The following is a 20225-nucleotide window of genomic DNA, read 5'->3' as shown; positions in this document are numbered from 1 at the left end:
TATGACAGACCAAAAAAGGATTACCTTAAGAGATGCGCAGCCTTCGGATGCTGCTACTATTTTGCATTTTATTACCGAGTTGGCAATTTATGAAAAAGAGCCTAATGCAGTAAAAACCAATGAACAAGCAATTTTAGATACACTGTTTTGCGACGGTGCAACAGCACACAGTTTACTATGTTTACAAAATGATGAGCCAATAGGCTTTGCTGTGTATTTTTACAATTACTCGACTTGGCTTGGCAAGAATGGCCTGTATCTTGAAGACTTATATGTCAGCCCTGATAACCGTGGTAATGGTGCGGGTAAAGCGATTATGAAAGAATTGGCAAGCAGAGCTATTAGTAAAGATTGCGGCCGTTTTGAGTGGGTGGTACTTGATTGGAATAAGCCCGCGATTGATTTTTATAATAGCATGGGAGCAGAACCACAAAACGAATGGATTATTTATCGATTAACAGGGCAAGCATTGCTTGATTTTGCAGATAAATAAAACTTAAAGGTAATATAAATAAAAATCATTTGCATTAAGATTTTTTGGTGTGTAAATTAAACACATCAATTAATCTGTGCAGGTGATTTTTATGACACAGCTTCAGTGTACCGCGGTCGCAGAACTTCCATGTGTTGATCAGGCTCTGAGTCCTTGGCAAGCTAATATTATGGCTGGTAATTACGCTTTTGAACGAGGCGCTTTACTCGAAGCTAGAGATAAATACACAATCGCACACACTTTGGCCTCACATCTTTTAAGCCAATTTAGCCAAGCTAAAATATGTCAATCGGTGATCACTGCGATTGAACATTGCTGCCCAGCATTGGTTGTTGCGGCGCACAATCTAGCTGACACTTACCGCGCAATGAATCAAACAGGGCAAGCCTGTCAGTGGTTATGCGATGTACACATCACCTTGAGTCACTTAATTGGGCATCCATGCACGACGGTACGCACTGTGGTGGTTCATCATCACCACAAAACCTACCTTGAATTAGTACAGTTTGCCAAAGTGCATAACCATCTCCCCCATTTGATTGACAGAATAAATCAGACATTAAGTTATATACCCGATCAAAAATCTACATTGCATTAAGCAATCAACCCTATGTCCTTAAGGAACAATTATGGCGTTTACATTACCCCCATTACCGTATGAGTACGATGCATTAGAGCCACACCTTGACGCTAAAACCATGGAAATACACCATACATTGCATCATCAAACGTATATCAATAAAGCCAATGCGGCACTTCAGAGCAGTAACTACGCCAATACCGATGTCGATGAGTTACTACGTAATATTGAGTCACTGCCAAGTGAACTGCAAAAAGTAGTGCAAGAACACGGTGGCGGCCATGCAAACCATTCATTATTTTGGACAGTAATGAGTCCTGATGGTGGCCAACCAGCAGGCGAGTTATTAACCGTAATAAATGAGCAACTTGGCGGCTTTGACAGTTTTAAAGACGCATTTACCGCGGCTGCAGTGAGTCGCTTTGGCAGTGGCTGGGCGTGGTTAAGTGTTAATAAAGATAACCAGCTTGTGGTAGAAAGTAGTTTAAATCAAGACAGTCCATTAATGCACGGTAACACGCCGATTTTAGGTTTAGATGTGTGGGAGCATGCTTATTACCTGAAATACCAAAACCGCCGTCCTGAATATATTGCCGCTTTTTATAATGTTATTAATTGGGCTGAGGTTGAGCGTCGTTATTTAGCTGCTATCAGTTAATCAATCAGCAAATAAAGGTTGAGTACCGAAAATGGCTAGTAAACTGTGTTTTTTCACGTACTCTATTAGCAGATGTATAGTTAAGAGCACCTTATGGATACTAGCCATTGGCAACTTGCCAGACAAAGCCGCGACCATCGTTTTGATGGACTGTTTTTTATTGCCGTTAAAAGCACCGGTATTTATTGTCGACCAATTTGTCCTGCCCCTACCGCAAAAGAGCAAAACGTAGAATACTTTCAATATGCCCACAATGCTGCGCAGGCTGGGTTTCGCCCGTGTATTCGTTGTCGTCCTGATAGTGCTCCTGGCAGTAGCGCATGGCAAGGCAGTAAAACCACAGCGCTGCGAGCCAAACAGCTGATAGACAGTGATTTAACAAAGCAGCAAAGCTGTGAACGGTTAGCTGAGCGACTAGGCGTGAGTAGCCGCTATTTAAGGCAGCTTTTTCAGCAACATTTTGGTATCTCAGTGACTCAGTATCGGTTATTTAACCAGTGTCATTTTGCTAAAAAATTATTACAAGAAACCAGCTTGCCGGTGTCCCAAGTGGCATTTGCAGCGGGCTTTAACAGTATTCGCCGTTTTAATGATGCGTTTTTAAAGCAGCTGAATATTGCGCCCTCAGCGCTTCGAAGCGCGAAACATCAAACCGATCTGGGGTTGACCTTAATTTTGTCTTTTCGTCCGCCTTATAATTGGCAAGCACTGCATCGGTTTTTAGCTAAACGCTTAATACAGCCAATAGAATGGTTAACTCAAAACAGTTATGGTCGTACCTTTACTTATAAATCATGTCGAGGTCGTTTCCATGCTGAATTTATTGCAGAAAAAAATCATTTTCGGGTTAAAATCGATATAGATAACACGCAACATCTACAGCCGGTTATTAATAATATTCGCCGTGTACTTGATTTAGATGCCGATACGCATCTAATAGAGGCGCATTTAACCGAACACATTAACAAAGCATTTCCACTGACTAAAGGGTTGAGGTTACCAGGCATTTGGTCAACCTTTGAAGCAGGTATTCGCGCTGTGTTAGGCCAACAAGTGAGTGTAACTGCGGCGCATAACCTAGTGACTAAATTGGTAGGAGAGCTTGGAGAAAAGCAAGCCGGGCAGGTGTACTTTCCAACACCTGAAATAGTGGCAGGCAGTGATTTAGCTTTTTTTAAAATGCCACAGGCACGTAAAAATGCTCTGCATAACCTCGCTGAATTTTGTGCTACTCATCCCGAGGAGGATGATTTAGATTCATGGCTTACTTTAAAAGGGATTGGCCCTTGGACGGTTAATTACGCCAAACTGCGCGGTCAAAGTCAGCCCGATATTTTACTTGATGGTGACTTAGGGGTTAAAAAAGCCCAAGCGGCTGCGAGCCCTTTTGAGCCTGCGCATTGTGCGCCATTTCGATCTTATTTGACGTTTCAACTTTGGCAGCAATTATGATAATTCAAACTAGTTTACCTAGCCCGATTGACGATATTATTATTCAGGCAACCGAGAACGGTATTAGTTATGTGGGGTTTTATCCACCGGCCAGTTATACTAATACACCTCTAATTGAGGTGACTAATCCGCATATTTTAGCGTGTATAACGCAACTTAATGAATACTTGGCTCATACTCGAACTGAGTTTGATGTAACACTAGATACTTGCGGCACGCCATTTCAGCAAAGTGTATGGCAGGCATTATGTAACGTACCCTATGCAAAAGTGGCGACCTATAAAGATATTGCTATACAAATAAATAACCCAAAAGCAGTGAGAGCGGTAGGGGCTGCCAGTGGTAAAAACCCCATTAGTATTATTGTGCCATGCCATCGTATTATTGGCGCAAATAACAAGCTGACAGGTTATGCTGGTGGTCTTGATCGTAAGCAATGGCTACTAGAGCATGAAGCAATAGCTAAATAATGCATCTAAATTGGTATTTTTAGCACTTTAGGGTAGCATAAGCGCACTTTTTATTTGAAGGCATAGCCATGGCGCAATTATACTTTTATTACTCTGCAATGAATGCAGGTAAATCAACCACCTTATTGCAATCAGCGTTTAATTATAAAGAACGCGGTATGGAGCCGGTGATCCTCACCGCGGCCATCGATGATAGAGCCGGAGTGGGTAAAGTATCATCACGTATTGGCTTACAAGCAGATGCGCACATTTACGATGCCGATAAAGACATATTTGAGCTAATTAAGCGACTTAATAGTGATAAAAAGCGCCACTGTGTGCTGGTTGATGAATGTCAGTTTTTATCAAAAGACCAAGTTATGCAGTTAACCGATGTAGTGGATGAGTTAGGCATTCCGGTATTGTGTTATGGCCTGAGAAACGACTTTAGAGGTGAATTGTTTAGCGGCTCGCAATATTTACTTGCCTGGGCCGATAAGTTAATAGAGCTTAAAACAGTGTGTCATTGTGGGCGTAAAGCAAATCATGTACTGCGCAGCGATGAAAACGGCGATGCCATAACAGATGGTGATCAAGTAGAAATTGGCGGCAACGACCGTTATGAATCGGTGTGCCGCAAGCATTATAAAGCGGCATTAAATATGGGCCGTTAACGCCTTTACAAACGCATTTATATCTTCTTGTGTAATACCCAAATGGGTTATTAGCCTAAGCTGCTTACTTGAGCTAATAAGAATACCTTGTACTTTTAAATTGGCTGCGAGTGTTGTGATATTTATGCTGTCATTAAACGTAGCGTAAACCATATTTGTGGTGTTGTTCATGTTTACGTCAAAGCCCGAAATTTCATTTAGCTGCTGCGCTAAATAACGCGCATTAGCGTGGTCATCGACTAAACGTTGAGTGTTATTTTCTAAAGCGTATTGCCCCGCAGCAGCTAGCATACCCGCTTGGCGCATACCGCCGCCAAGCACTTTTCGCCAGCGTCTTGCTTTGGCTATTAACTGCTCAGAACCTAATAATAATGCAAGCAGGTTTGTTTGTGTACCTGAGCTACAAAATAATGCATCTTCTACATTAAAGCGCAGCCTAGCATAGGCTTCTAATTTATTAACACTTTCATCATCACCGTATACATCATCACCCACAGGTGCATTGTACATAATATCTCGCATGTGATTGCAAGGTTTGGTCACTGTATCTGAGCGAAAATCTATCATGAGGTATCCTAATGGTTTTTATATGAATTCATCACAAATTTGTTCACGGGTCGTTTTGTCAAAGTAGCTCCATGCAATAAAGCGACTGACTTTTTGCCCTTGCGCCATTTCAACAATTTTAAATTCACTAATAGGGTGTTGTTTTAGCTGAGCTTGTAAAGCTGCCAGCGTTTCTTTTTTAGAAACCAACGAGGTAAACCAAATTACTTGCTCGCTAAACTGAGCGCTTTCTTTGATCATGTTAGAAATAAAAGCCAGCTCACCACCTTCACACCATAGCTCATTGCTTTGCCCGCCAAAGTTGAGTGTTTTAGAGGGGGCTTTGCCTAAATTTTTCCATTTACGCTCACTGCCTTTATTGGCTTCTTCTGCACTGGCATGAAATGGCGGGTTGCACATCGTTAGGTGATACAAGTCTTTAGCATTAATTACCCCTTTAAAAATATGGGCCGCATTTTTTTGTTGTTTCAGGGTTATTTTTAAATCATTAAACTGAGCGAGTTGTTTGGCTATTTTTATTGCTGTAGGGTTGATGTCGCTGCCAGTAAAGTGCCATTGATATTCGTTACTGCCCGTTAGCGGATAAACCAAGTTAGCGCCAGTGCCTATATCAAGGACTTTAATTTGCCGGCCTGTAGGGATAACTTGTTGATTATCGTCGCTGAGTAAGTCAGCTAAATAATGAATGTAATCTACTCTGCCAGGAATTGGCGGGCATAAGTTGTGCTCAGGAATATCCCAAAAGTTAATCTTGTAATGAGTTTTTAATAGCGCCTGATTTAAGGTTTTAACAGCTAAATTATTACTAAAATCGATACTTTGATTACCTGCAGGGGTTGTAACTAAAAATGCTGTTAACGCCGGCGTTTGCGAGGTAAGCAACTTAAAATCGTAACCATTTTTATGTTGATTGCGTGGGTGTAACTTAGCGCTAGCTGATTTTGCTTTCATGAGGCCTTTTTAACAACAGAAATAAAAACTCATAGTAACAAATACAGATAGAAAAAGTGCATAATTAATCACGAATGATTAGTACGTCCTAGTCAATACTGGTAGGATGAGTTGATAGCAATTATAAGGAATTCGCTTTGGCAGTTATTCAGCAGTCTGTTTTTATTAATTTAGATGACCATCAAACACTTCATTTACGACGTATTGCTAATCAACAGCAAAGCGGCCCTGTGGTGTTATTAATTCATGGTGCCATAGAAAATGGCAAAATATTTTATACCCATAGTAATAAGGGACTCGCGCCTTTTTTGGCACAGCATGGGTATTGCTGTTATGTGGCCGATTTACGCGGTCGTGGTAACAGTAAACCTGCTATTAGTAAGCAAGCTCGTTATGGACAGACTGAAGCCATCGTTGAAGACATTCCCGCTTTTATCAAACAAATTGAGCAACAAGAGGGCAAAAAGCCTGACTTTTTAGTTGCCCATTCTTGGGGAGGAGTATTACTTAATAGTGTATTTGCCCGCTTTCCTGCGCTGATCAACGATATAAAAGCGTGTGTGTATTTTGGCTCAAAGCGTTCGCTATTTAATAACCACCCTAAAAAATTATTTCAGGCTAATTTAATGTGGTATTTTATGGCGCCTTTACTTGCGAAGAAACACGGTTACTTACCGGCAAAACGCTTGAAGTGGGGCAGTGATAATGAAACTCAAAAGTCGCATTACCAAAGTATGCAGTGGGCTAAGCAAAACCCATGGATAGACTCTGATGATGGCTTTAACTACGCGAAAACATTGGCAAATCTAGCACTTCCTCCTACTTTACACATTGCGGCGGTAAAAGATAAAGCCTTGGCGCAACCTATCGATATTCAAAGGTTTATGGATGAGTCGGGCGCTGGGGTGCAAAAAATGCAAATATATGGTCGCCGCTATGGGCATAAAATAGATTACGATCATATTAATATGCTTACTCACCCACACGCACGTCAAGAGCAGTTTATGGATGTACTTAACTGGTTTGAGACGGCGTTAATAGACTAAGAAAAGCATCTTTATAACGTTGCCATTTATCAATGCTTTGATTATTTACAGGCTCCCTTATGGCATGTTTACTGAGCGTTGTGACCGGCGCTTTATTTTTATAAAATGCTAAACAGTTTGGTTCAAAGTCACAGCCGATAAATTTAAGTAAGGCAGTCAATTGCGCTTGTGGATTATTAACTAATTCTTCATAACTTAAGTTATAAATAGCTAACCGATCAAATTGTTGCCAATGTTGCATCAGCTTTTCATAAAGCTGGTGATACAGTGCAAATTCATTTAAGTCACAAAAATAAGGTTCATTTTCAGCAAAATAGTTTGTAAACACTGAAAAAGCGGTGGCATGAAAGTCGCGACTCAAATTAATAAATTTAGCGTTGGGAAATAAAATATAAATTAACCCCAAGCTCTGATAATTACTCGGTAGTTTATTAATGACAAATGGGCAGTTACCTTTAACTGTATCTAACGTGTTTAAATAAATCCTCCGCGCTTGATTAATTAAAGGAGCGCTTAATTTAGCTAGGCATTGAGGGTAGTTTAAGCCTGTTTTATATTCTAAATAAGCGACTACCTGATCACTAATACAAGTATTTTCACCAAGCGTTGAGCATTGACTGTGCCCTGCCAACATTTGCTCTAATAATGTTGAACCGCTGCGAGGCATGCCGATAATAAACACGGGTGTAACGGGGGATTCTGCTTTTAGGCTGGCTAAATTAAGTATACTGCTATTGTTATACTCAATGAGTTGTTCATAAAACGCAACTAACTCCTTAGTATTAAATTCACTGAGTTTGTGTTGCTGCTGATTGGCAATCACAAAATAGTTAAACGCTTGGTTGGTATCGTCTAACGTGTCGTAACTTTTAGCTAAAGCGTAGTAGCAGACCATTTTTAAACGCACGTTGTTTGTTTGCGTTAAAAAGTGGTGCAGTTGATCAATATAATTATTCGCTTTATCAAAGCGCCCTAATTGTACCAATTCAAATAAAATATAGGCCGTGACTGGCGCTATTCCAAGCTTTAATGCCTGTTCAAGCGTGGAATGAGCTTTATCAAGCTCGCCAAAGGTTAAATAGTGCTGAGCCAAATAATAGTGAGTGTCGGGGTTATCTGTAGCAATGCTGTTTGCATATTCCAGCACTTTTAACGCATCATCGAAGGAGTTTACCGCATTAAAAGCATCACTTAGTGCATACAAAGGTTCTAAAGCATAGGGGAGATGCTGACACGCTCGTTGAAGTAGATATACAGCGGCATCAAACTGCTTTAAACGCAGTGCTATTTTACCTAGGCCAAACAGGGCGTCGCCATTGTCAGGCTCTGCCTGTAAAAGCGTTTTGTAATGAAACTCAGCGTCTCTTAGCTTGTTTTGCGATAGTAACTGTTCCGCTTTTTTTAGTAGCATAATACAATGAATATTTTTTTATTTACTATAACCTTAAAACGGTGAGTGTAAAGGTCATTTTTAAGGGTAATAAAAAAGCGAAATGCATCATACATTTCGCCTTTGTGTATTGTTAATACATGTTAAAACGTATAAGTTGCTTTAGCATAGTAAAAGCCACCATTAATACCAAATGGTGATGTTTCGTAGTACTTACCGCCCCAATTGTTATTTGGTGCGACTGTAAAATCAAGCTTCTCAGCTTCTTGATCCAGTAAGTTTTGTGCACCTAATGAGAAGCTAATCGAATCATTCATAAAGTAGGTTACTTCAACATCTAATGTCACTGCCGCGTCAGCTGTTTTAGCTGTTTCATCATAATCTACGTGAACACCTTGGTATTCGCCAAAGTAATTAAGGCGGGTAAATGCTGAGAAGCTTTCCCATTGTTGTGCCCAGCTAAGTGTTCCACGGTGATTGGGTAAGTCATTTTCAAGGCGACTTACTTTAAATGCACCGGTGATATCACTTGAGCGTGTTACTTCAGTTTCGTTCCAGTTGTAAGCTAAGCTAAATGTAGAGCTGCCACTGAACAATTCGGCAGAGTAGTTAGCCACTAAATCAACACCTTGTGTTGTGGTGTCAAAGTCATTAGTAAAAAAGCTTACTTGCGCTAGGTTTTGTACGTTAGGTACACCCGCAGCTTCAAGTGTGTCTTTGTCTGCTTGGCTAAGTTCGATTTTATCTGATTGGCTAATACGATCATCAACTTTAATATTGTAGTAATCAACCGTTAAAAATAAATCGCCAATAGTGTATACCGCACCAAATGTATAGCTTTGTGATTCTTCTGGTTCAAGCTCCGTACCACCTAGCTGTACGGCAATAGGGTTTGTTGGTGGTAATAATGCAGAGTCAACCAGTACACCACTGCTTAGGTTAGTTTGTACGTTACTTACATTGGCTTGGCCTACGGTAGGTGCACGGAAACCTGTGCTAATAGAGCCGCGAACGTTTAAATCTTCAGTTAAGTGGTATTGACCCATTAACTTATAGTTGGTTGCCGTTCCAAATGAGTCGTAATCTTCAAAGCGTACTGCTAAGCCCATTAAAAATTCTTCAGTAAATGGCGCCTCAATATCTACATAAGCTGCGTAGTTTCGACGGTCGTACTCGCCAGCATCTGAGGGTTTAAAACCAGGAAACCCGTTAGAGCCAATGCTAAAGCCTTGAGAGGTTAACGGCCCTGCAATGAATGAAGCTTCATCACCGGAGACAACAGTAAATGTTTCTTCATGCCATTCCAAACCACCGGCAATATTAACATCGTAAGCAAAACCAAAATCAAACCCTTTAGAAATATCAAAATTAAAGTTTTTTTCTAATTGTTCGTATTTGCCTGGACTAAAGTCACGCGGGCTGTCAGGACCCAATGAAGCATTAATGGTGTCGTAAATAAAGTAACGTGACTCGTTGTAGCCCACTGTACCGCTCAAGTCATAATAGGCGCCTTCTAAAAAGCCCCCAGTAAACTCGCCTTTGGTACCGATAGTTAATGATGTATCGGTGATATTACCACCAAAATTTGGTGTAAAACCGCCTGGTAGCATTTCGTTAAATGCAAAACAATCAGGATTATTCGCCACACCGTTGATGTAGTCAGGGTTATCAAGAACATTATCATCAATGAAAATAGTAGGGCAGTTGCCGCTCATGTCGCCAGTTAAGTCGCCAACTAACAAGGTTTCACCACCATCATTTGAGTAAGCTCCCGGGCGAGTATGTGGGTTACGGTAATAAAAACCACCGCGTACATCACGCTCTGAGTAGTTACCAAACATATAAAATTGTGAATCGTTAGTAAGTGCTAAACCAACATTACCAAAAATTGAAATATCGTCGTCTACCTCTGGTGCGCCCCAAACTTGGGTGATAGATGGAATATCGGGTACTCCATCTCTAATTAGTTGTGCGGCATCATAGCGTTGTACCGAGCGACTGGTTGCATCGGCGGTTTTATATTGAAAGCTTAAGTTTGCAAACCCATCATCGGTAAATGGTAAGCCCACATTACCTGAAATTTGTGTGGTGTCGCCGTCACCTTCGTAATATTCACCCTTACGAACCTCAAGTGAGCCGCCTTCAGAGGCATCTTTTAATTGAAAGTTTAATACCCCAGCGATTGCATCCGAACCGTATTGTGCAGCAGCGCCATCACGCAGTACTTCAACTTGTTTAAGTGCAATACTTGGAATAACTGAAATGTCAGCACCTTGAGCGCCATCGTTAATGCCACCACCTAAAAAGGCAATAACAGACGCGCGGTGACGACGTTTTCCGTTTAATAGAATGAGTGTACTGTCTGAAGGTAGTCCGCGTAAGTTAGCTGGGCGCACCAAAGAAGCCGCATCACTGATTGGCATTGAATGTACATTTAAAGAAGGGATAGCCCCTTTTAACAGCTCTAGCATGTCAGTATTACCTGATTTGCTTAGCTCTTCACCACCAATAATATCAATAGGCACTGGAGAATCACCAATAGAACGAGGCGCTGAACGCGTACCTACTACGGCAATTTTTTCTACATTTTTATTTACTTTAATTTCTGTTGAATCTTCTTGAGCGATTGCCGAGCCAGAAACAAACAAGCCTGCGGCTGTTGTAGTTAGAGCAAATTTTATGGCTTGTTGAAGCGCATTACTTTTTAATTTCATTCTAAATATCCCCAGTTAGAATTGATTTATAGTGTCTTTATTTAAAGACTTTTTATTGTGGACGGTTCACATTCAATGGGGAGTAAGTATTACTCATTGACTCCTCAAAGCTTAACTAATTAAGCCCACATCCTGTGAGTCCTCAACACAGACTATAGATAAAAAACCTAAATAGGGCAATGGCTAATTAACCACTATTTAACAACTTGAAACAAATGGTTTATCTAAATATAACGCGGGGTTAATTGTAAGTAAGGCAGGGAAAGAGATTAAAAGCAGGCTTTAATACATAGTTGTTAACTAAATAAGCTATTTTAGTTATTTTCTATTATTGAATTAAACTGAGTTGTTATTGATATTTTCACTATGGTGTTTTTTCCATTGTGCACGTTTTTCTTTGTATTCATCCCATACACATGGGCAACAACTACCGCCACCACAACACTCATCAGGCTTTGGTCTTTGTGGTTTAGTGTTCGGTATGTTTTTTTGCATTTTTTAATTAAAACTGTGGAAAATGATATTAAGAATAAATGATTAAATAAAGAGTGTAAATTATTCTTTGTGAACCTTGCCTGCTGTGTGAGAATGTAGCTTATGCGAATATATAAAGTTATACATCGTGCGCCCTGGCGGGTTGCTAAAATAAGTAAAAAACGGCAGCAACTGCGCTTTCGCCGTGCAATGGTTGCGCTTAAAATAGCACTTGCCCAAGAAAAGCAAGAAACCAAAGAAATGCTTTTAATATATAGACGTTATACCCAAGGAAAAACAACTAAGATAGAGCTAAAACGTGCTAATGAGCAGTTTGTTGACATTTTAAAGGGGCTGGGTTTAGGCGTTTTTGCGTTATTACCATTTGCGCCGTTAACTATTCCATTGGTTGTTAAGCTTGGTCAGTTAGTTGGGGTTGATGTACTGCCAAGTTCATTTAATATGAATAAGCCGATTAAAGAAATCGACGAAGAAATAGCTCAACAAAATCAAAAGCCAAATTCGACGCCTTCTACAAAAAAGTAATATTTTATTGCCGAATTAGTTATACCTTTTAATAATGCTTATTGTTATGCTAGGACATCATTTTCTATTATGTGAGTCATTTAATGAGCACTTTACTTCATCATACCTCTTCAGGAATTCCTTTATCATTCATCGTTAAAAATGAATTATCAGATTGGCTTAGCCAACAACCAAGCTTTATAAAGCAATGGCTTGCAAATACAGATTTTGAAAAATCAGGGTTAGCGCTCGTTCCAAACCCAGAAACCGGTGAATTAAGCCACGTATTTTGTATTATGCAAACGGCTAATGATTTTTGGGCCGCGGGTGAGCTTGCCAGCAAATTACCTATTGGCTGCTATCAAATTCAAGGTGATGAGTCACGAGTCTCTGATCTTGCACTAGGGTTTGTACTCGGCGGGTATGAATTTAGCGAATATAAACAAAAGGCCACGGCTAAAGCCCAGCTCGGTATTGCTGATAAAACATTATACGAACAAGTAAAACAACAAGCCGATGCTATTAATCTGGCTCGCGATTTAGTTAATACACCTGCGGCCGATATGATGCCGCAACATTTATCGCAAGTAATGAGTGATTTAGCAGATACATTCGATGGTGAGTTTACCCAGTGGATAGGCGATGAGTTGTTAGAGCAAAACTACCCAACTATTCACATGGTTGGCCGTGCCAGTGAAAATAAACCACGGTTACTCGATTTAAAATGGGGAGCGGTTGATGCGCCACAAATTACTTTGGTTGGTAAAGGCGTGTGTTTTGACTCGGGTGGACTTGATTTAAAACCAAGTTCAGGCATGCGTAATATGAAAAAAGACATGGGTGGGGCAGCACATGTTATTGCGCTTGCACAACTTATTATGGCTGCTAATTTGCCAATTCGTCTTCGTGTATTAGTCCCTGCTGTTGAAAATGCTGTTTCGCGTAACGCATTTCGCCCAGGCGATGTAGTAAAAACCCGCAAAGGCATTATGGTCGAAATAGATAACACCGATGCTGAAGGGCGCTTGGTATTATGTGATGCATTAAGTGAAGCGCAAAACGATGATCCTGAGTTAATTATTGATTTTGCTACTTTAACAGGGGCATGTCGTGTTGCTTTAGGCACTGAGCTACCTGGGTTTTTCTCAACTGATCGCGATGTAGCGAATGCTATTATGGATTCAGGTTTGCAGGTAAATGACCCCGTTTGGCAATTACCATTATTTGAGCAATACAAACCATTTCTCAAAAGCGATGTGGCTGATATGACAAACTGCGCGAGCACACCATTTGGTGGTGCAATAACTGCTGCGCTTTATTTAAAAGAGTTTGTTGAACCAACCACGCCGTGGGTTCACTTTGATGTCATGGCATGGAATTTACGTGCTTTACCAGGGCGCCCTGTTGGTGGTGAAGCATTGGGTATTCGTGCTGTGTTTACTTACCTGCAAAATCGATTTAATTAACCACGAGAAAACCACCTGAGCTATATGAGTTAAAACGCATATAGCTCAAGGGGTAAACCATCAGGATCGGCAAAAAAAGTGAATTTTTTGCCGGTTATTTCATCAGTTCTTATGTTTTCTACGTCAATTCCATGCGACTCTAAATACTTTTTACTTTTTACTGTTTTCTACACTTTTAACCTTGAATGCGAGATGTCTTAGTCCTTGTGCCTCGGGATAGCTTGGCCTGTCAGGCGCACTGTTAAATGAAAATAGTTCTAATTGGCTGCCATCAGGCAAGGCAAGGTCGAGCTTGTAGGATTGACGCGCTGCTCGATAATGTTCATTAATAATTGCGAGCTTTAATATTTGGCTATAAAAATATTTAGAGCGTGGGTAGTTACTGCAAATAATGGCTACGTGGTGAATGCCTAGTAACTGCATAAAAGTGTCCTTAAAAAAGAAAAAGCGCACTTTAGCAGTGCGCTTTTGTTATACGTTTATTCGTTTCTATTTAGCTAGGCTCTGCGTCTTTACACGCTTTAACCGCAGGCGCAACAAGTTCTAAACCGGTTTTATCACATGTTGGAAGTTGTGCATCACTGATTGCAATAGGTGTTACGCGTTCGCCCCATTTTATGTAACTTGCTGCCCACGTAAGTCCTGCCCCAAATGCAGCCGACATAATATTTGAATGGGGTTTAATTAAACCTTGTTCAACCGCTTCGCACAGTGCAATAGCAATGGTGGCGGCAGATGTATTACCGTACTTATCAATGTTCACCATTACTTTGTCATCTTCAACTTTTAAACGATTTTGAATAGCGTGAATAATACGAAGGTTGGCTTGATGCGGAACCAGCACATCAATATCGTCTAACTTCAGATTAGCTTGTTCGAGCACGTCGTCACAGGCTTCACTCATACCTTTAACGGCACGTTTAAATATTTCACGGCCTTCAAATAAAAGATCAGAGGGGCCAATTGGCTCATATTTATTCAAATTACTACCAAAATTAGTAATGTGTAAAATATCACGATCTTCGCTGTCACAGCCGGTTTTAGTACCGAGTAAACCGGCGGGTGTTTCAGCGGCTTCAAGCACAACCGCGCCTGCGCCATCACCAAATAATACCGCGCTATCACGACGTGCCCAGTTTACATACCACGTCATACGCTCAGCTGCAATGACCACCGCTTTTTTTATCATTCCCGCTTGAATTTGCGCTGTGGCTGCTTGTAATGCATATAAAAAGCCAGAGCACGCAGCGTTAGTGTCCATTGCGGCAGCCCCAGTAGCACCTATGTTTTTTTGCACCAGTGACGCCGTATTGGCTACCACTGTTGACGGTGTACAGGTTGCTAAAATAACTAAATCGATATCTTTTGCGTCTATGCCTGCACACGCAATGGCATGCCTTGCAGCCACACTAGCAAGCTCGGCGGTGCTTACATGGCTCACTCTACGCGACTTGATACCTGTTCGTGTGGTGATCCACTCATCGGTGGTATCAACAATTTTGCTTATTTCGTCGTTGCTGATGCTTGCTGGTGGAATGCATTTACCCCAACCTGTGATATGTGCGTAAGGCATAGTGTGTTCTCTTAAAAGTGGTATGACGTGCTCATCTAATTGGGACGTTATATCAAAAATTGGTCATTAACACTAGTTTATAGCATGCTTAGCACTGTAATTACTGCTATTTTACGGATTTTTATTGCATTTTATTATAAAAGTAAACTGATTGATTTTGTTGTGTTAACAAAGTGGTAGTTAAAAAGAGTTGTTTTTTACAATTTAACTGTTCGCTCTCAAAATATTGTGAAATAGCTATTATGTTGATGGTGAGATTGCTTGAGTGCGGCTACTATGAGGCGTTTATTGTGCAAGATAAAACAAAGCATTATTTATAATGGATACCAAAGCAATGTTTATTCAGTTAAGCGAACTTTATTGTGTTAATTAAAACCGACCCTGCAATTAGCCGATTATTAATGCTGCGCAGTGGTGCCATTGCTGTGCAGCTTATTGCGGTACTCAGTGTTTATTTTTTACTGGATCACCAAATTGCACTTATGCCATTGCTCGGTGTGATTACGCTTGAGGCGGTTTTTCAGTTAGTAAGTGTGTTTGCTTACAGGCATGTAAGCCAAGCAAAGCCTGCTGGTATGCTAATGCAACTCACCGCTGACGTAGTTTTTTTAACTATTTTGTTGTCTTTAAGTGGTGGTGCAACTAACGCATTTGTATCGTTATTATTATTGCCGATTATGATAGCGGCGATTACTTTGAGCGCTCGTGGGCTTGCTTATATTGCTGTGTTAGCTATTGCCGCCTACAGCCTGTTATTAATTAAAATGCCCGAACACAGCATGCACCAAATGGATATGAGCGGTCATTTTATTGGTATGTGGGTTAATTTTGTTATAAGTGCCTGCGTAATTGCGTTGGTTATTGGTGCTATGAACCGTGCCTTACAGCAACGTGAGCGCACGATTGCTCAGGTTAGAGAAAAGCAATTGCGCAGTGAACAGCTGGTTACCCTTGATGGCGCAGCGGTGCAAATTACCCATCAATTAGCAACGCCAATTGCTAATTTACAATTATTGTTTGAAGAGCTATTAGAAGAGCACCCGAGCAATGACATTGTTCGGCACATGCAGGCGCCTTTGTTGCAATGCCGCGTCCAACTTGATGACTTTAGAAAGCTCTCAATGCAGTTACGAAATAAAAATACGCAAACGCCTATCGAGGCTAGGCAGCTACAAGTACAAATAAATGATGCGTTACTATTACAGTACCCTAATCAACAAATAAATTGGCTTAACGAGGCACCTAAAGCCAGATTAAAAAGTGATGCCATGCTGTTACCTGCTATTTTAAACTTATTACAAAATGCAGTATTTGCTAACGAAAAAAATGCTCAAATGCAGTTAGATCTAAGTTGGCAACAACCGCATACGCACAGTATTGCTTTAATTATTCGGGATTTTGGCGCTGGTTTTTCATCTTCGCAATTAGCGCAGTTAGGCGGGCAACTTATGCCAAGCGAGCAAGGAATGGGGGTCGCTGTGATGTTATCAAATGTTACGTTTGAGCGCTTAAATGGCTCGTTAACTGTTTACAATCACCCTGAGGGTGGGGCGGTAGCAAAGATACAAATGCCGCTTTTAACGACAGAGCATAAATCATGAAACTGCTCATTATTGAAGATGATATACACCTTGCTACAACCTTATCGCGGCGCTTAACTAAACACAGTTTTAACTGCGAGATCACCCATAACCAAACTGACGCATTATTTAAGGCTCGTCAGCAGCAACCTGATTGTATTTTATTGGATATGAAATTAGCCGATGAGAATGGATTAGCACTTATTGCACCACTGCGACACTTATTACCCAGTACACATATTGTATTGCTCACCGGCTTTGCAAGTATAGCAACAGCAGTAGAGGCGATGCGTTTGGGCGCTAATAACTATTTAACTAAGCCTGTAGATATGGCAAGCTTGTTAAAGGCACTTAAAATACAGCCTGCCAATACAGCCGTGGCTGAAATTATAGAAGAGGTGATGTCGCCAGAGCGCCTAGAGTGGGAACATATTCAGCACGTACTGCACAGCAATAACGGTAATGTGTCTATGACTGCCAGACAGCTGAATATGCATAGGCGGACGCTACAGCGAAAATTACAAAAAAAGCCAGTGCAGCATTAGGAGATTGTAGTGATTGATACAACCGCATTAATACAAAGCCAAAAAATTATACTCTTTGATGCCCAGTGCAAGCTTTGCAGTGCGTGGTGCAACTTTATTATAGCTCACGACCCGACTATAAAATTTAAATTATGTAGCGTTCAATCGCCAGCAGGGCAAACGCTACTTGCTCAATTTGGTTTTTCCACCACCGATTTTACTTCGATGGTTTATATAGAAGCACAAAAACCATATACCCGCAGCCAAGCCGTTTTTCGAGTGTTTAGCCAGTTAGGGTATCCGTGGAAGTTGCTTAGCGTATTTAAGCTATTACCACGAAGGCTGACTGATTGGTTTTATAACAAAGTGGCTAAAAACCGTTATACATTATTTGGTAGATACCAATACTGTCGAATTCCTCAACAAAAAGATGAAGAACACTTCTTATAACCACATTTTTAGCAAGTGCTGGATCACTTAGGCTGTGCTAAAATCGCGGCGTTTAAATTTAAGTATTAAAAGGCACTTACATGGCAAATACCGCGCACGCACTGCATATTTTAGTAAAACATAAAGAAATTGCAGAAGACATCATCAAGCAATTGGCTAAAGGCGTAAAGTTTCAAACCTTAGCTAAAAAGTATTCGTCATGTCCATCGGGTAAAAAAGGCGGAGACTTAGGTGAGTTTAGACGCGGTCAAATGGTACCGCAGTTTGATAAGGTGGCTTTTAGTGGCGCAATTTTAGAGCCGCATTTAGTAAAAACCAAATTTGGTTGGCATGTGATAAAAGTACTGTATCGTACATAAAGTAACGAAACATTAATTTAAAAAATTAATAATGTTAGGCGGTAAAATACAGCCTAACAATGTGAGACTAGTTATTTTGCTTTGCTTCTTCTTCACTTATTTGCTTTAGTGCTTGAATAAACGATTCACTCGGTTGCCCACCGGTAAGTGCGTATTTATCTGAGTGTAAAATGTCTCGGGCTGTGTTTTTATCAAGGCCGACTGCTTCTACGATATCCAGTAATGTATCTTCTTGAGTTGAGGAAATAATACTGATATACCCCCTAATTTAAATCATCTCTATGTACTTATTGTGATATTGTATTAATTTGCCGCTTTACTTTGTTGCATAGAATTAACATAATAAACAAAATAAAAACATTTAATATATGGATATAATAAAAAAGGATTTTAAATATGAAAAAATTATCAGCTTTATCATTGGCTACATTGCTCTCAGTAAATAGTTATGCTGCAATGGACTGCAATATCGAAATTGAGAGTCAAAAGTGTAATAGACAAACGCACTGAATTTATGTTTTCTCTATTTTCTCCGAAGAAATCTGCTACTGATTTAGAGGGCTTAATGACGTTTGATTATGATAGTAATAACGTAATAAACAATTTGGATCCAATTTTTGAAAAGTTATTTATTTGGAATGACAAAAACGAAGATGGATTGCAGACATATGACGAGATTAATAGCTTAAGTAGCCTCGGAATTAACTTGTATTTTACTGAAAAAGAACTAAAAAGTGCTATAAACTTTAAACTCGATAGTGAAATTGATCAAATATTTAAATTTAAGTCACTTACACATGAGGGGAACGCATATAGCATACGAATGAAAGTGAGATTAAATTAATGCTAAAAGAAATGACATTGACTTTTGATCTTAAAAAGCTTTTGCGTCTGCACCGTTGGACTCTAGCGGTAGTCGTCTATATCTTAATAGTGTGGTTTACTACGCCTGATACTTGGTCTCATGAAGCGACCTACTTTAGAGCAGTAACAATGCGTCAATTATCAATTATTCTCGTACCGGTATTTATTATTTATTTTCTCGTTGATTTTTTTAATCATAAACCGATTATTGTCGATTTAAATGAGCAAACATTGATTCGTGGTAGAGAAGTTATAGATATAAGTAAAGCTGACCATATCACGATTATTGAAAAGCCCGTGATTAAATCAATTGAGATACATTTTTCTAAACATGGTTATTCTTTAGTTAAGATACCAGGGTGGTTTATTGAAGATGTCACACTGACTAGCTTGAATTTCTATCACTATGCTAAAAATACAGATAAAAAATTTAGTATATCCAGAAAAAGAACGAGTCCGTTAAAAGGCAGCATTATTTAATTTGCACCATAGGGAGATTTAATTTTGAAGTATCTAACTGTTAAGCATCTATAGAGTGGGCGTTCAAAATTCAGTGTCAGATTAAATTTTTAAATATTGATCACGCTGCTTAAACGCTTCTTAACAAAATGCTAACTGAGATAAATAAAGGCTGCAATGATGTGCAGCCTTTTTTGGTTTTAAACTTTATTTTTTAAGTGTTTTGCTTTGCTTCTTCTTCGCTTATTTGCTTAAGTGCTTGAATAAACGATTCACTTGGTTGCCCACCGGTAAGTGCGTATTTATCATTTATAATGAACGTTGGCACTGAGGTAATGCCCATTTGTTTCAAGTCATTTTGCGCTTGGCGAACGGCTTGTACGTATTTATCTGAGTGTAAAATATCTCGGGCTGTGTTTTTATCAAGGCCGACTGCTTCTACGATATCCAGTAATGTATCTTCTTGATTTAAATATTTTAAATCGGTGAAGTGTGCGTCAAAAAATGCCAGTTTTAACTCGGTTTGCTTGCCTTCTTCGCGGGCCCACATGAGTAAGCGGTGTAAATCAAAGCTGTTGATCATGATGCGTTTACCGTCAAAATTAAAGGTAAAACCAGCTCGTTCCCCCGCATCTGCCATGTTTTCACGATTTCGCGCGCTGTCTTCTTCGGTTAAGCTGTATTTTTGCTGCAAGTGTTCGTTTAACTCTTGGCCTTCGGAGGGCATATCTGGATTAAGCTCAAAAGGGTGCCAGGTAATGTTTGCGCTCATTTCGTCTTTTAGCTCGGCCAAAGCGGTTTCTAAGTTTTTATACCCGATTACACACCATGGGCACATTACGTCGGAAACGATATCAATTTTAAAATTAGTCATGTTTATCCTTTTGAGCATTGTGTCTAATAAAACATATTGGGATGATTTGTTATTAATCAATATAGCATACAAAAAGAGCCGCTAAGGTGGTGCTCTTTATTCA

General features: G+C 40.0%; 22 protein-coding genes and 2 pseudogenes. 15 read left to right on the top strand and 9 right to left on the bottom strand.

The annotated features are described in order from the left end of the window. Position 1: 1 nt before the first annotated feature. From AC6H44_RS16370 to AC6H44_RS16345, 6 genes are all read left to right on the top strand, one after another. Positions 2-493 (top strand): GNAT family N-acetyltransferase, encoded by a 492-nt coding sequence (locus AC6H44_RS16370; protein ID WP_500738895.1) that lies wholly within the window; start codon positions 2-4, stop codon positions 491-493. 91 nt (positions 494-584) lie between these two features. Next, the gene (locus AC6H44_RS16365) at positions 585-1091 is read left to right on the top strand and encodes a DUF2753 family protein (RefSeq protein ID WP_500738894.1); all 507 of its coding nucleotides are present in this window, start codon (positions 585-587) and stop codon (positions 1089-1091) included. 31 nt (positions 1092-1122) lie between these two features. Continuing rightward, positions 1123-1731 carry a superoxide dismutase gene (locus tag AC6H44_RS16360; protein ID WP_500738892.1) on the top strand — a complete coding sequence of 203 codons (609 nt, stop codon included), beginning with the start codon at positions 1123-1125 and terminating at the stop codon, positions 1729-1731. A 93-nt stretch (positions 1732-1824) separates the two neighbouring features. Beyond that, positions 1825-3183 carry a DNA-3-methyladenine glycosylase 2 family protein gene (locus AC6H44_RS16355; RefSeq protein WP_500738891.1) on the top strand — a complete coding sequence of 453 codons (1359 nt, stop codon included), beginning with the start codon at positions 1825-1827 and terminating at the stop codon, positions 3181-3183. Next, positions 3180-3653: a methylated-DNA--[protein]-cysteine S-methyltransferase gene (locus tag AC6H44_RS16350; protein ID WP_500738889.1), complete on the top strand. Its 474-nt coding sequence runs from the start codon at positions 3180-3182 to the stop codon at positions 3651-3653. Before AC6H44_RS16355 ends, AC6H44_RS16350 begins: the two co-directional genes overlap by 4 nt. A 68-nt stretch (positions 3654-3721) precedes the next feature. Then, positions 3722-4306 (top strand): thymidine kinase, encoded by a 585-nt coding sequence (locus AC6H44_RS16345; protein WP_500738887.1) that lies wholly within the window; start codon positions 3722-3724, stop codon positions 4304-4306. On the opposite strand, the gene AC6H44_RS16340 is transcribed toward AC6H44_RS16345, so the two are convergent. Beyond that, positions 4289-4873: a threonine aldolase family protein gene (locus AC6H44_RS16340; protein ID WP_500738886.1), complete on the bottom strand. Its 585-nt coding sequence runs from the start codon at positions 4871-4873 to the stop codon at positions 4289-4291. The two genes, AC6H44_RS16345 and AC6H44_RS16340, sit on opposite strands and share 18 nt — an antisense overlap. Before the next feature lie 18 nt (positions 4874-4891). Next, positions 4892-5824, bottom strand: a complete 933-nt coding sequence (rlmF, locus tag AC6H44_RS16335) for a 23S rRNA (adenine(1618)-N(6))-methyltransferase RlmF (protein ID WP_500738885.1) — start codon at positions 5822-5824, stop codon at positions 4892-4894. A gap of 137 nt (positions 5825-5961) precedes the next feature. Here rlmF and AC6H44_RS16330 point away from each other — a divergent pair, with 137 nt between their 5' ends. Further along, positions 5962-6870: an alpha/beta fold hydrolase gene (locus AC6H44_RS16330; RefSeq protein WP_500738883.1), complete on the top strand. Its 909-nt coding sequence runs from the start codon at positions 5962-5964 to the stop codon at positions 6868-6870. On the opposite strand, the gene AC6H44_RS16325 is transcribed toward AC6H44_RS16330, so the two are convergent. The 3 genes from AC6H44_RS16325 to AC6H44_RS16315 all read right to left on the bottom strand — a co-directional run bounded on the left by AC6H44_RS16325 (position 6839) and on the right by AC6H44_RS16315 (position 11469). Further along, positions 6839-8281 (bottom strand): tetratricopeptide repeat-containing sulfotransferase family protein, encoded by a 1443-nt coding sequence (locus AC6H44_RS16325; RefSeq protein WP_500738881.1) that lies wholly within the window; start codon positions 8279-8281, stop codon positions 6839-6841. The genes AC6H44_RS16330 and AC6H44_RS16325 overlap by 32 nt on opposite strands. A gap of 122 nt (positions 8282-8403) precedes the next feature. Then, positions 8404-10974 (bottom strand): TonB-dependent receptor plug domain-containing protein, encoded by a 2571-nt coding sequence (locus tag AC6H44_RS16320; protein ID WP_500738880.1) that lies wholly within the window; start codon positions 10972-10974, stop codon positions 8404-8406. A gap of 336 nt (positions 10975-11310) precedes the next feature. Continuing rightward, positions 11311-11469 carry an oxidoreductase-like domain-containing protein gene (locus tag AC6H44_RS16315; RefSeq protein ID WP_500738879.1) on the bottom strand — a complete coding sequence of 53 codons (159 nt, stop codon included), beginning with the start codon at positions 11467-11469 and terminating at the stop codon, positions 11311-11313. Between the two features lie 102 nt (positions 11470-11571). Between AC6H44_RS16315 and AC6H44_RS16310 the strand changes: the two genes are divergently transcribed. Continuing rightward, positions 11572-11994: a hypothetical protein gene (locus tag AC6H44_RS16310; protein WP_500738878.1), complete on the top strand. Its 423-nt coding sequence runs from the start codon at positions 11572-11574 to the stop codon at positions 11992-11994. Between the two features lie 83 nt (positions 11995-12077). Next, a complete protein-coding gene (locus tag AC6H44_RS16305; RefSeq protein ID WP_500738877.1) occupies positions 12078-13439 on the top strand; it encodes a leucyl aminopeptidase family protein in 1362 nt (453 codons plus the stop codon). A 29-nt stretch (positions 13440-13468) separates the two neighbouring features. Here AC6H44_RS16305 and gloA2 read toward each other — a convergent pair. Both gloA2 and AC6H44_RS16295 read right to left on the bottom strand, forming a co-directional pair. Next, positions 13469-13862 (bottom strand): annotated as a pseudogene (gloA2, locus tag AC6H44_RS16300) (SMU1112c/YaeR family gloxylase I-like metalloprotein). 70 nt (positions 13863-13932) lie between these two features. Beyond that, the gene (locus AC6H44_RS16295) at positions 13933-15012 is read right to left on the bottom strand and encodes a ketoacyl-ACP synthase III (protein WP_500738876.1); all 1080 of its coding nucleotides are present in this window, start codon (positions 15010-15012) and stop codon (positions 13933-13935) included. Between the two features lie 362 nt (positions 15013-15374). Here AC6H44_RS16295 and AC6H44_RS16290 point away from each other — a divergent pair, with 362 nt between their 5' ends. From AC6H44_RS16290 to ppiC, 4 genes are all read left to right on the top strand, one after another. Beyond that, positions 15375-16613 carry an ATP-binding protein gene (locus AC6H44_RS16290; RefSeq protein ID WP_500738875.1) on the top strand — a complete coding sequence of 413 codons (1239 nt, stop codon included), beginning with the start codon at positions 15375-15377 and terminating at the stop codon, positions 16611-16613. Further along, complete coding sequence (locus tag AC6H44_RS16285) at positions 16610-17137, top strand: response regulator transcription factor (RefSeq protein WP_500738873.1); 528 nt, start codon at positions 16610-16612, stop codon at positions 17135-17137. Before AC6H44_RS16290 ends, AC6H44_RS16285 begins: the two co-directional genes overlap by 4 nt. A 9-nt stretch (positions 17138-17146) precedes the next feature. Then, positions 17147-17566, top strand: coding sequence for a thiol-disulfide oxidoreductase DCC family protein (locus AC6H44_RS16280; protein ID WP_500738871.1), 420 nt, complete (start codon positions 17147-17149; stop codon positions 17564-17566). An 80-nt stretch (positions 17567-17646) separates the two neighbouring features. Further along, positions 17647-17925 (top strand): peptidylprolyl isomerase PpiC, encoded by a 279-nt coding sequence (gene ppiC, locus AC6H44_RS16275; RefSeq protein WP_500738870.1) that lies wholly within the window; start codon positions 17647-17649, stop codon positions 17923-17925. 67 nt (positions 17926-17992) lie between these two features. Here ppiC and AC6H44_RS16270 read toward each other — a convergent pair. Beyond that, positions 17993-18160: pseudogene (locus tag AC6H44_RS16270) on the bottom strand (DsbA family oxidoreductase); the annotation flags it as partial. Positions 18161-18373: 213 nt separating this feature from the next. Here AC6H44_RS16270 and AC6H44_RS16265 point away from each other — a divergent pair. Together AC6H44_RS16265 and AC6H44_RS16260 are read left to right on the top strand one after the other, a co-directional pair. Continuing rightward, positions 18374-18769, top strand: a complete 396-nt coding sequence (locus tag AC6H44_RS16265) for an SPM autocatalytic domain-containing protein (RefSeq protein WP_500738869.1) — start codon at positions 18374-18376, stop codon at positions 18767-18769. Then, a complete protein-coding gene (locus AC6H44_RS16260) occupies positions 18769-19269 on the top strand; it encodes a hypothetical protein (RefSeq protein WP_500738868.1) in 501 nt (166 codons plus the stop codon). The genes AC6H44_RS16265 and AC6H44_RS16260 overlap by 1 nt, the downstream gene beginning before the upstream one ends. Positions 19270-19462: 193 nt before the next feature. Here the strand turns inward: AC6H44_RS16260 and AC6H44_RS16255 are convergent, their stop codons facing one another. Then, a complete protein-coding gene (locus tag AC6H44_RS16255; protein WP_500738867.1) occupies positions 19463-20122 on the bottom strand; it encodes a DsbA family oxidoreductase in 660 nt (219 codons plus the stop codon). Positions 20123-20225 lie beyond the last annotated feature (103 nt).

It is taken from the genome of Pseudoalteromonas sp. TAP-3C (assembly GCF_059888565.1).
The sequence above is the reverse complement of the archived record's forward strand: the minus strand, read 5'-3'. Positions and strand labels throughout refer to the sequence as shown.

What these genes read in the sequence shown, in the direction of transcription:
- AC6H44_RS16370 (WP_500738895.1), top strand. Translation starts at nt 2, where the DNA reads ATGACAGACCAAAAAAGGATTACCTTAAGAGATGCGCAGCCTTCGGAT.
- AC6H44_RS16365 (WP_500738894.1), top strand. Translation starts at nt 585, where the DNA reads ATGACACAGCTTCAGTGTACCGCGGTCGCAGAACTTCCATGTGTTGAT.
- AC6H44_RS16360 (WP_500738892.1), top strand. Translation starts at nt 1,123, where the DNA reads ATGGCGTTTACATTACCCCCATTACCGTATGAGTACGATGCATTAGAG.
- AC6H44_RS16355 (WP_500738891.1), top strand. Translation starts at nt 1,825, where the DNA reads ATGGATACTAGCCATTGGCAACTTGCCAGACAAAGCCGCGACCATCGT.
- AC6H44_RS16350 (WP_500738889.1), top strand. Translation starts at nt 3,180, where the DNA reads ATGATAATTCAAACTAGTTTACCTAGCCCGATTGACGATATTATTATT.
- AC6H44_RS16345 (WP_500738887.1), top strand. Translation starts at nt 3,722, where the DNA reads ATGGCGCAATTATACTTTTATTACTCTGCAATGAATGCAGGTAAATCA.
- AC6H44_RS16340 (WP_500738886.1), bottom strand. Translation starts at nt 4,873, where the DNA reads ATGATAGATTTTCGCTCAGATACAGTGACCAAACCTTGCAATCACATG.
- rlmF (WP_500738885.1), bottom strand. Translation starts at nt 5,824, where the DNA reads ATGAAAGCAAAATCAGCTAGCGCTAAGTTACACCCACGCAATCAACAT.
- AC6H44_RS16325 (WP_500738881.1), bottom strand. Translation starts at nt 8,281, where the DNA reads ATGCTACTAAAAAAAGCGGAACAGTTACTATCGCAAAACAAGCTAAGA.
- AC6H44_RS16320 (WP_500738880.1), bottom strand. Translation starts at nt 10,974, where the DNA reads ATGAAATTAAAAAGTAATGCGCTTCAACAAGCCATAAAATTTGCTCTA.
- AC6H44_RS16315 (WP_500738879.1), bottom strand. Translation starts at nt 11,469, where the DNA reads ATGCAAAAAAACATACCGAACACTAAACCACAAAGACCAAAGCCTGAT.
- AC6H44_RS16310 (WP_500738878.1), top strand. Translation starts at nt 11,572, where the DNA reads ATGCGAATATATAAAGTTATACATCGTGCGCCCTGGCGGGTTGCTAAA.
- AC6H44_RS16305 (WP_500738877.1), top strand. Translation starts at nt 12,078, where the DNA reads ATGAGCACTTTACTTCATCATACCTCTTCAGGAATTCCTTTATCATTC.
- AC6H44_RS16295 (WP_500738876.1), bottom strand. Translation starts at nt 15,012, where the DNA reads ATGCCTTACGCACATATCACAGGTTGGGGTAAATGCATTCCACCAGCA.
- AC6H44_RS16285 (WP_500738873.1), top strand. Translation starts at nt 16,610, where the DNA reads ATGAAACTGCTCATTATTGAAGATGATATACACCTTGCTACAACCTTA.
- ppiC (WP_500738870.1), top strand. Translation starts at nt 17,647, where the DNA reads ATGGCAAATACCGCGCACGCACTGCATATTTTAGTAAAACATAAAGAA.
- AC6H44_RS16265 (WP_500738869.1), top strand. Translation starts at nt 18,374, where the DNA reads ATGCTGCAATGGACTGCAATATCGAAATTGAGAGTCAAAAGTGTAATA.
- AC6H44_RS16260 (WP_500738868.1), top strand. Translation starts at nt 18,769, where the DNA reads ATGCTAAAAGAAATGACATTGACTTTTGATCTTAAAAAGCTTTTGCGT.
- AC6H44_RS16255 (WP_500738867.1), bottom strand. Translation starts at nt 20,122, where the DNA reads ATGACTAATTTTAAAATTGATATCGTTTCCGACGTAATGTGCCCATGG.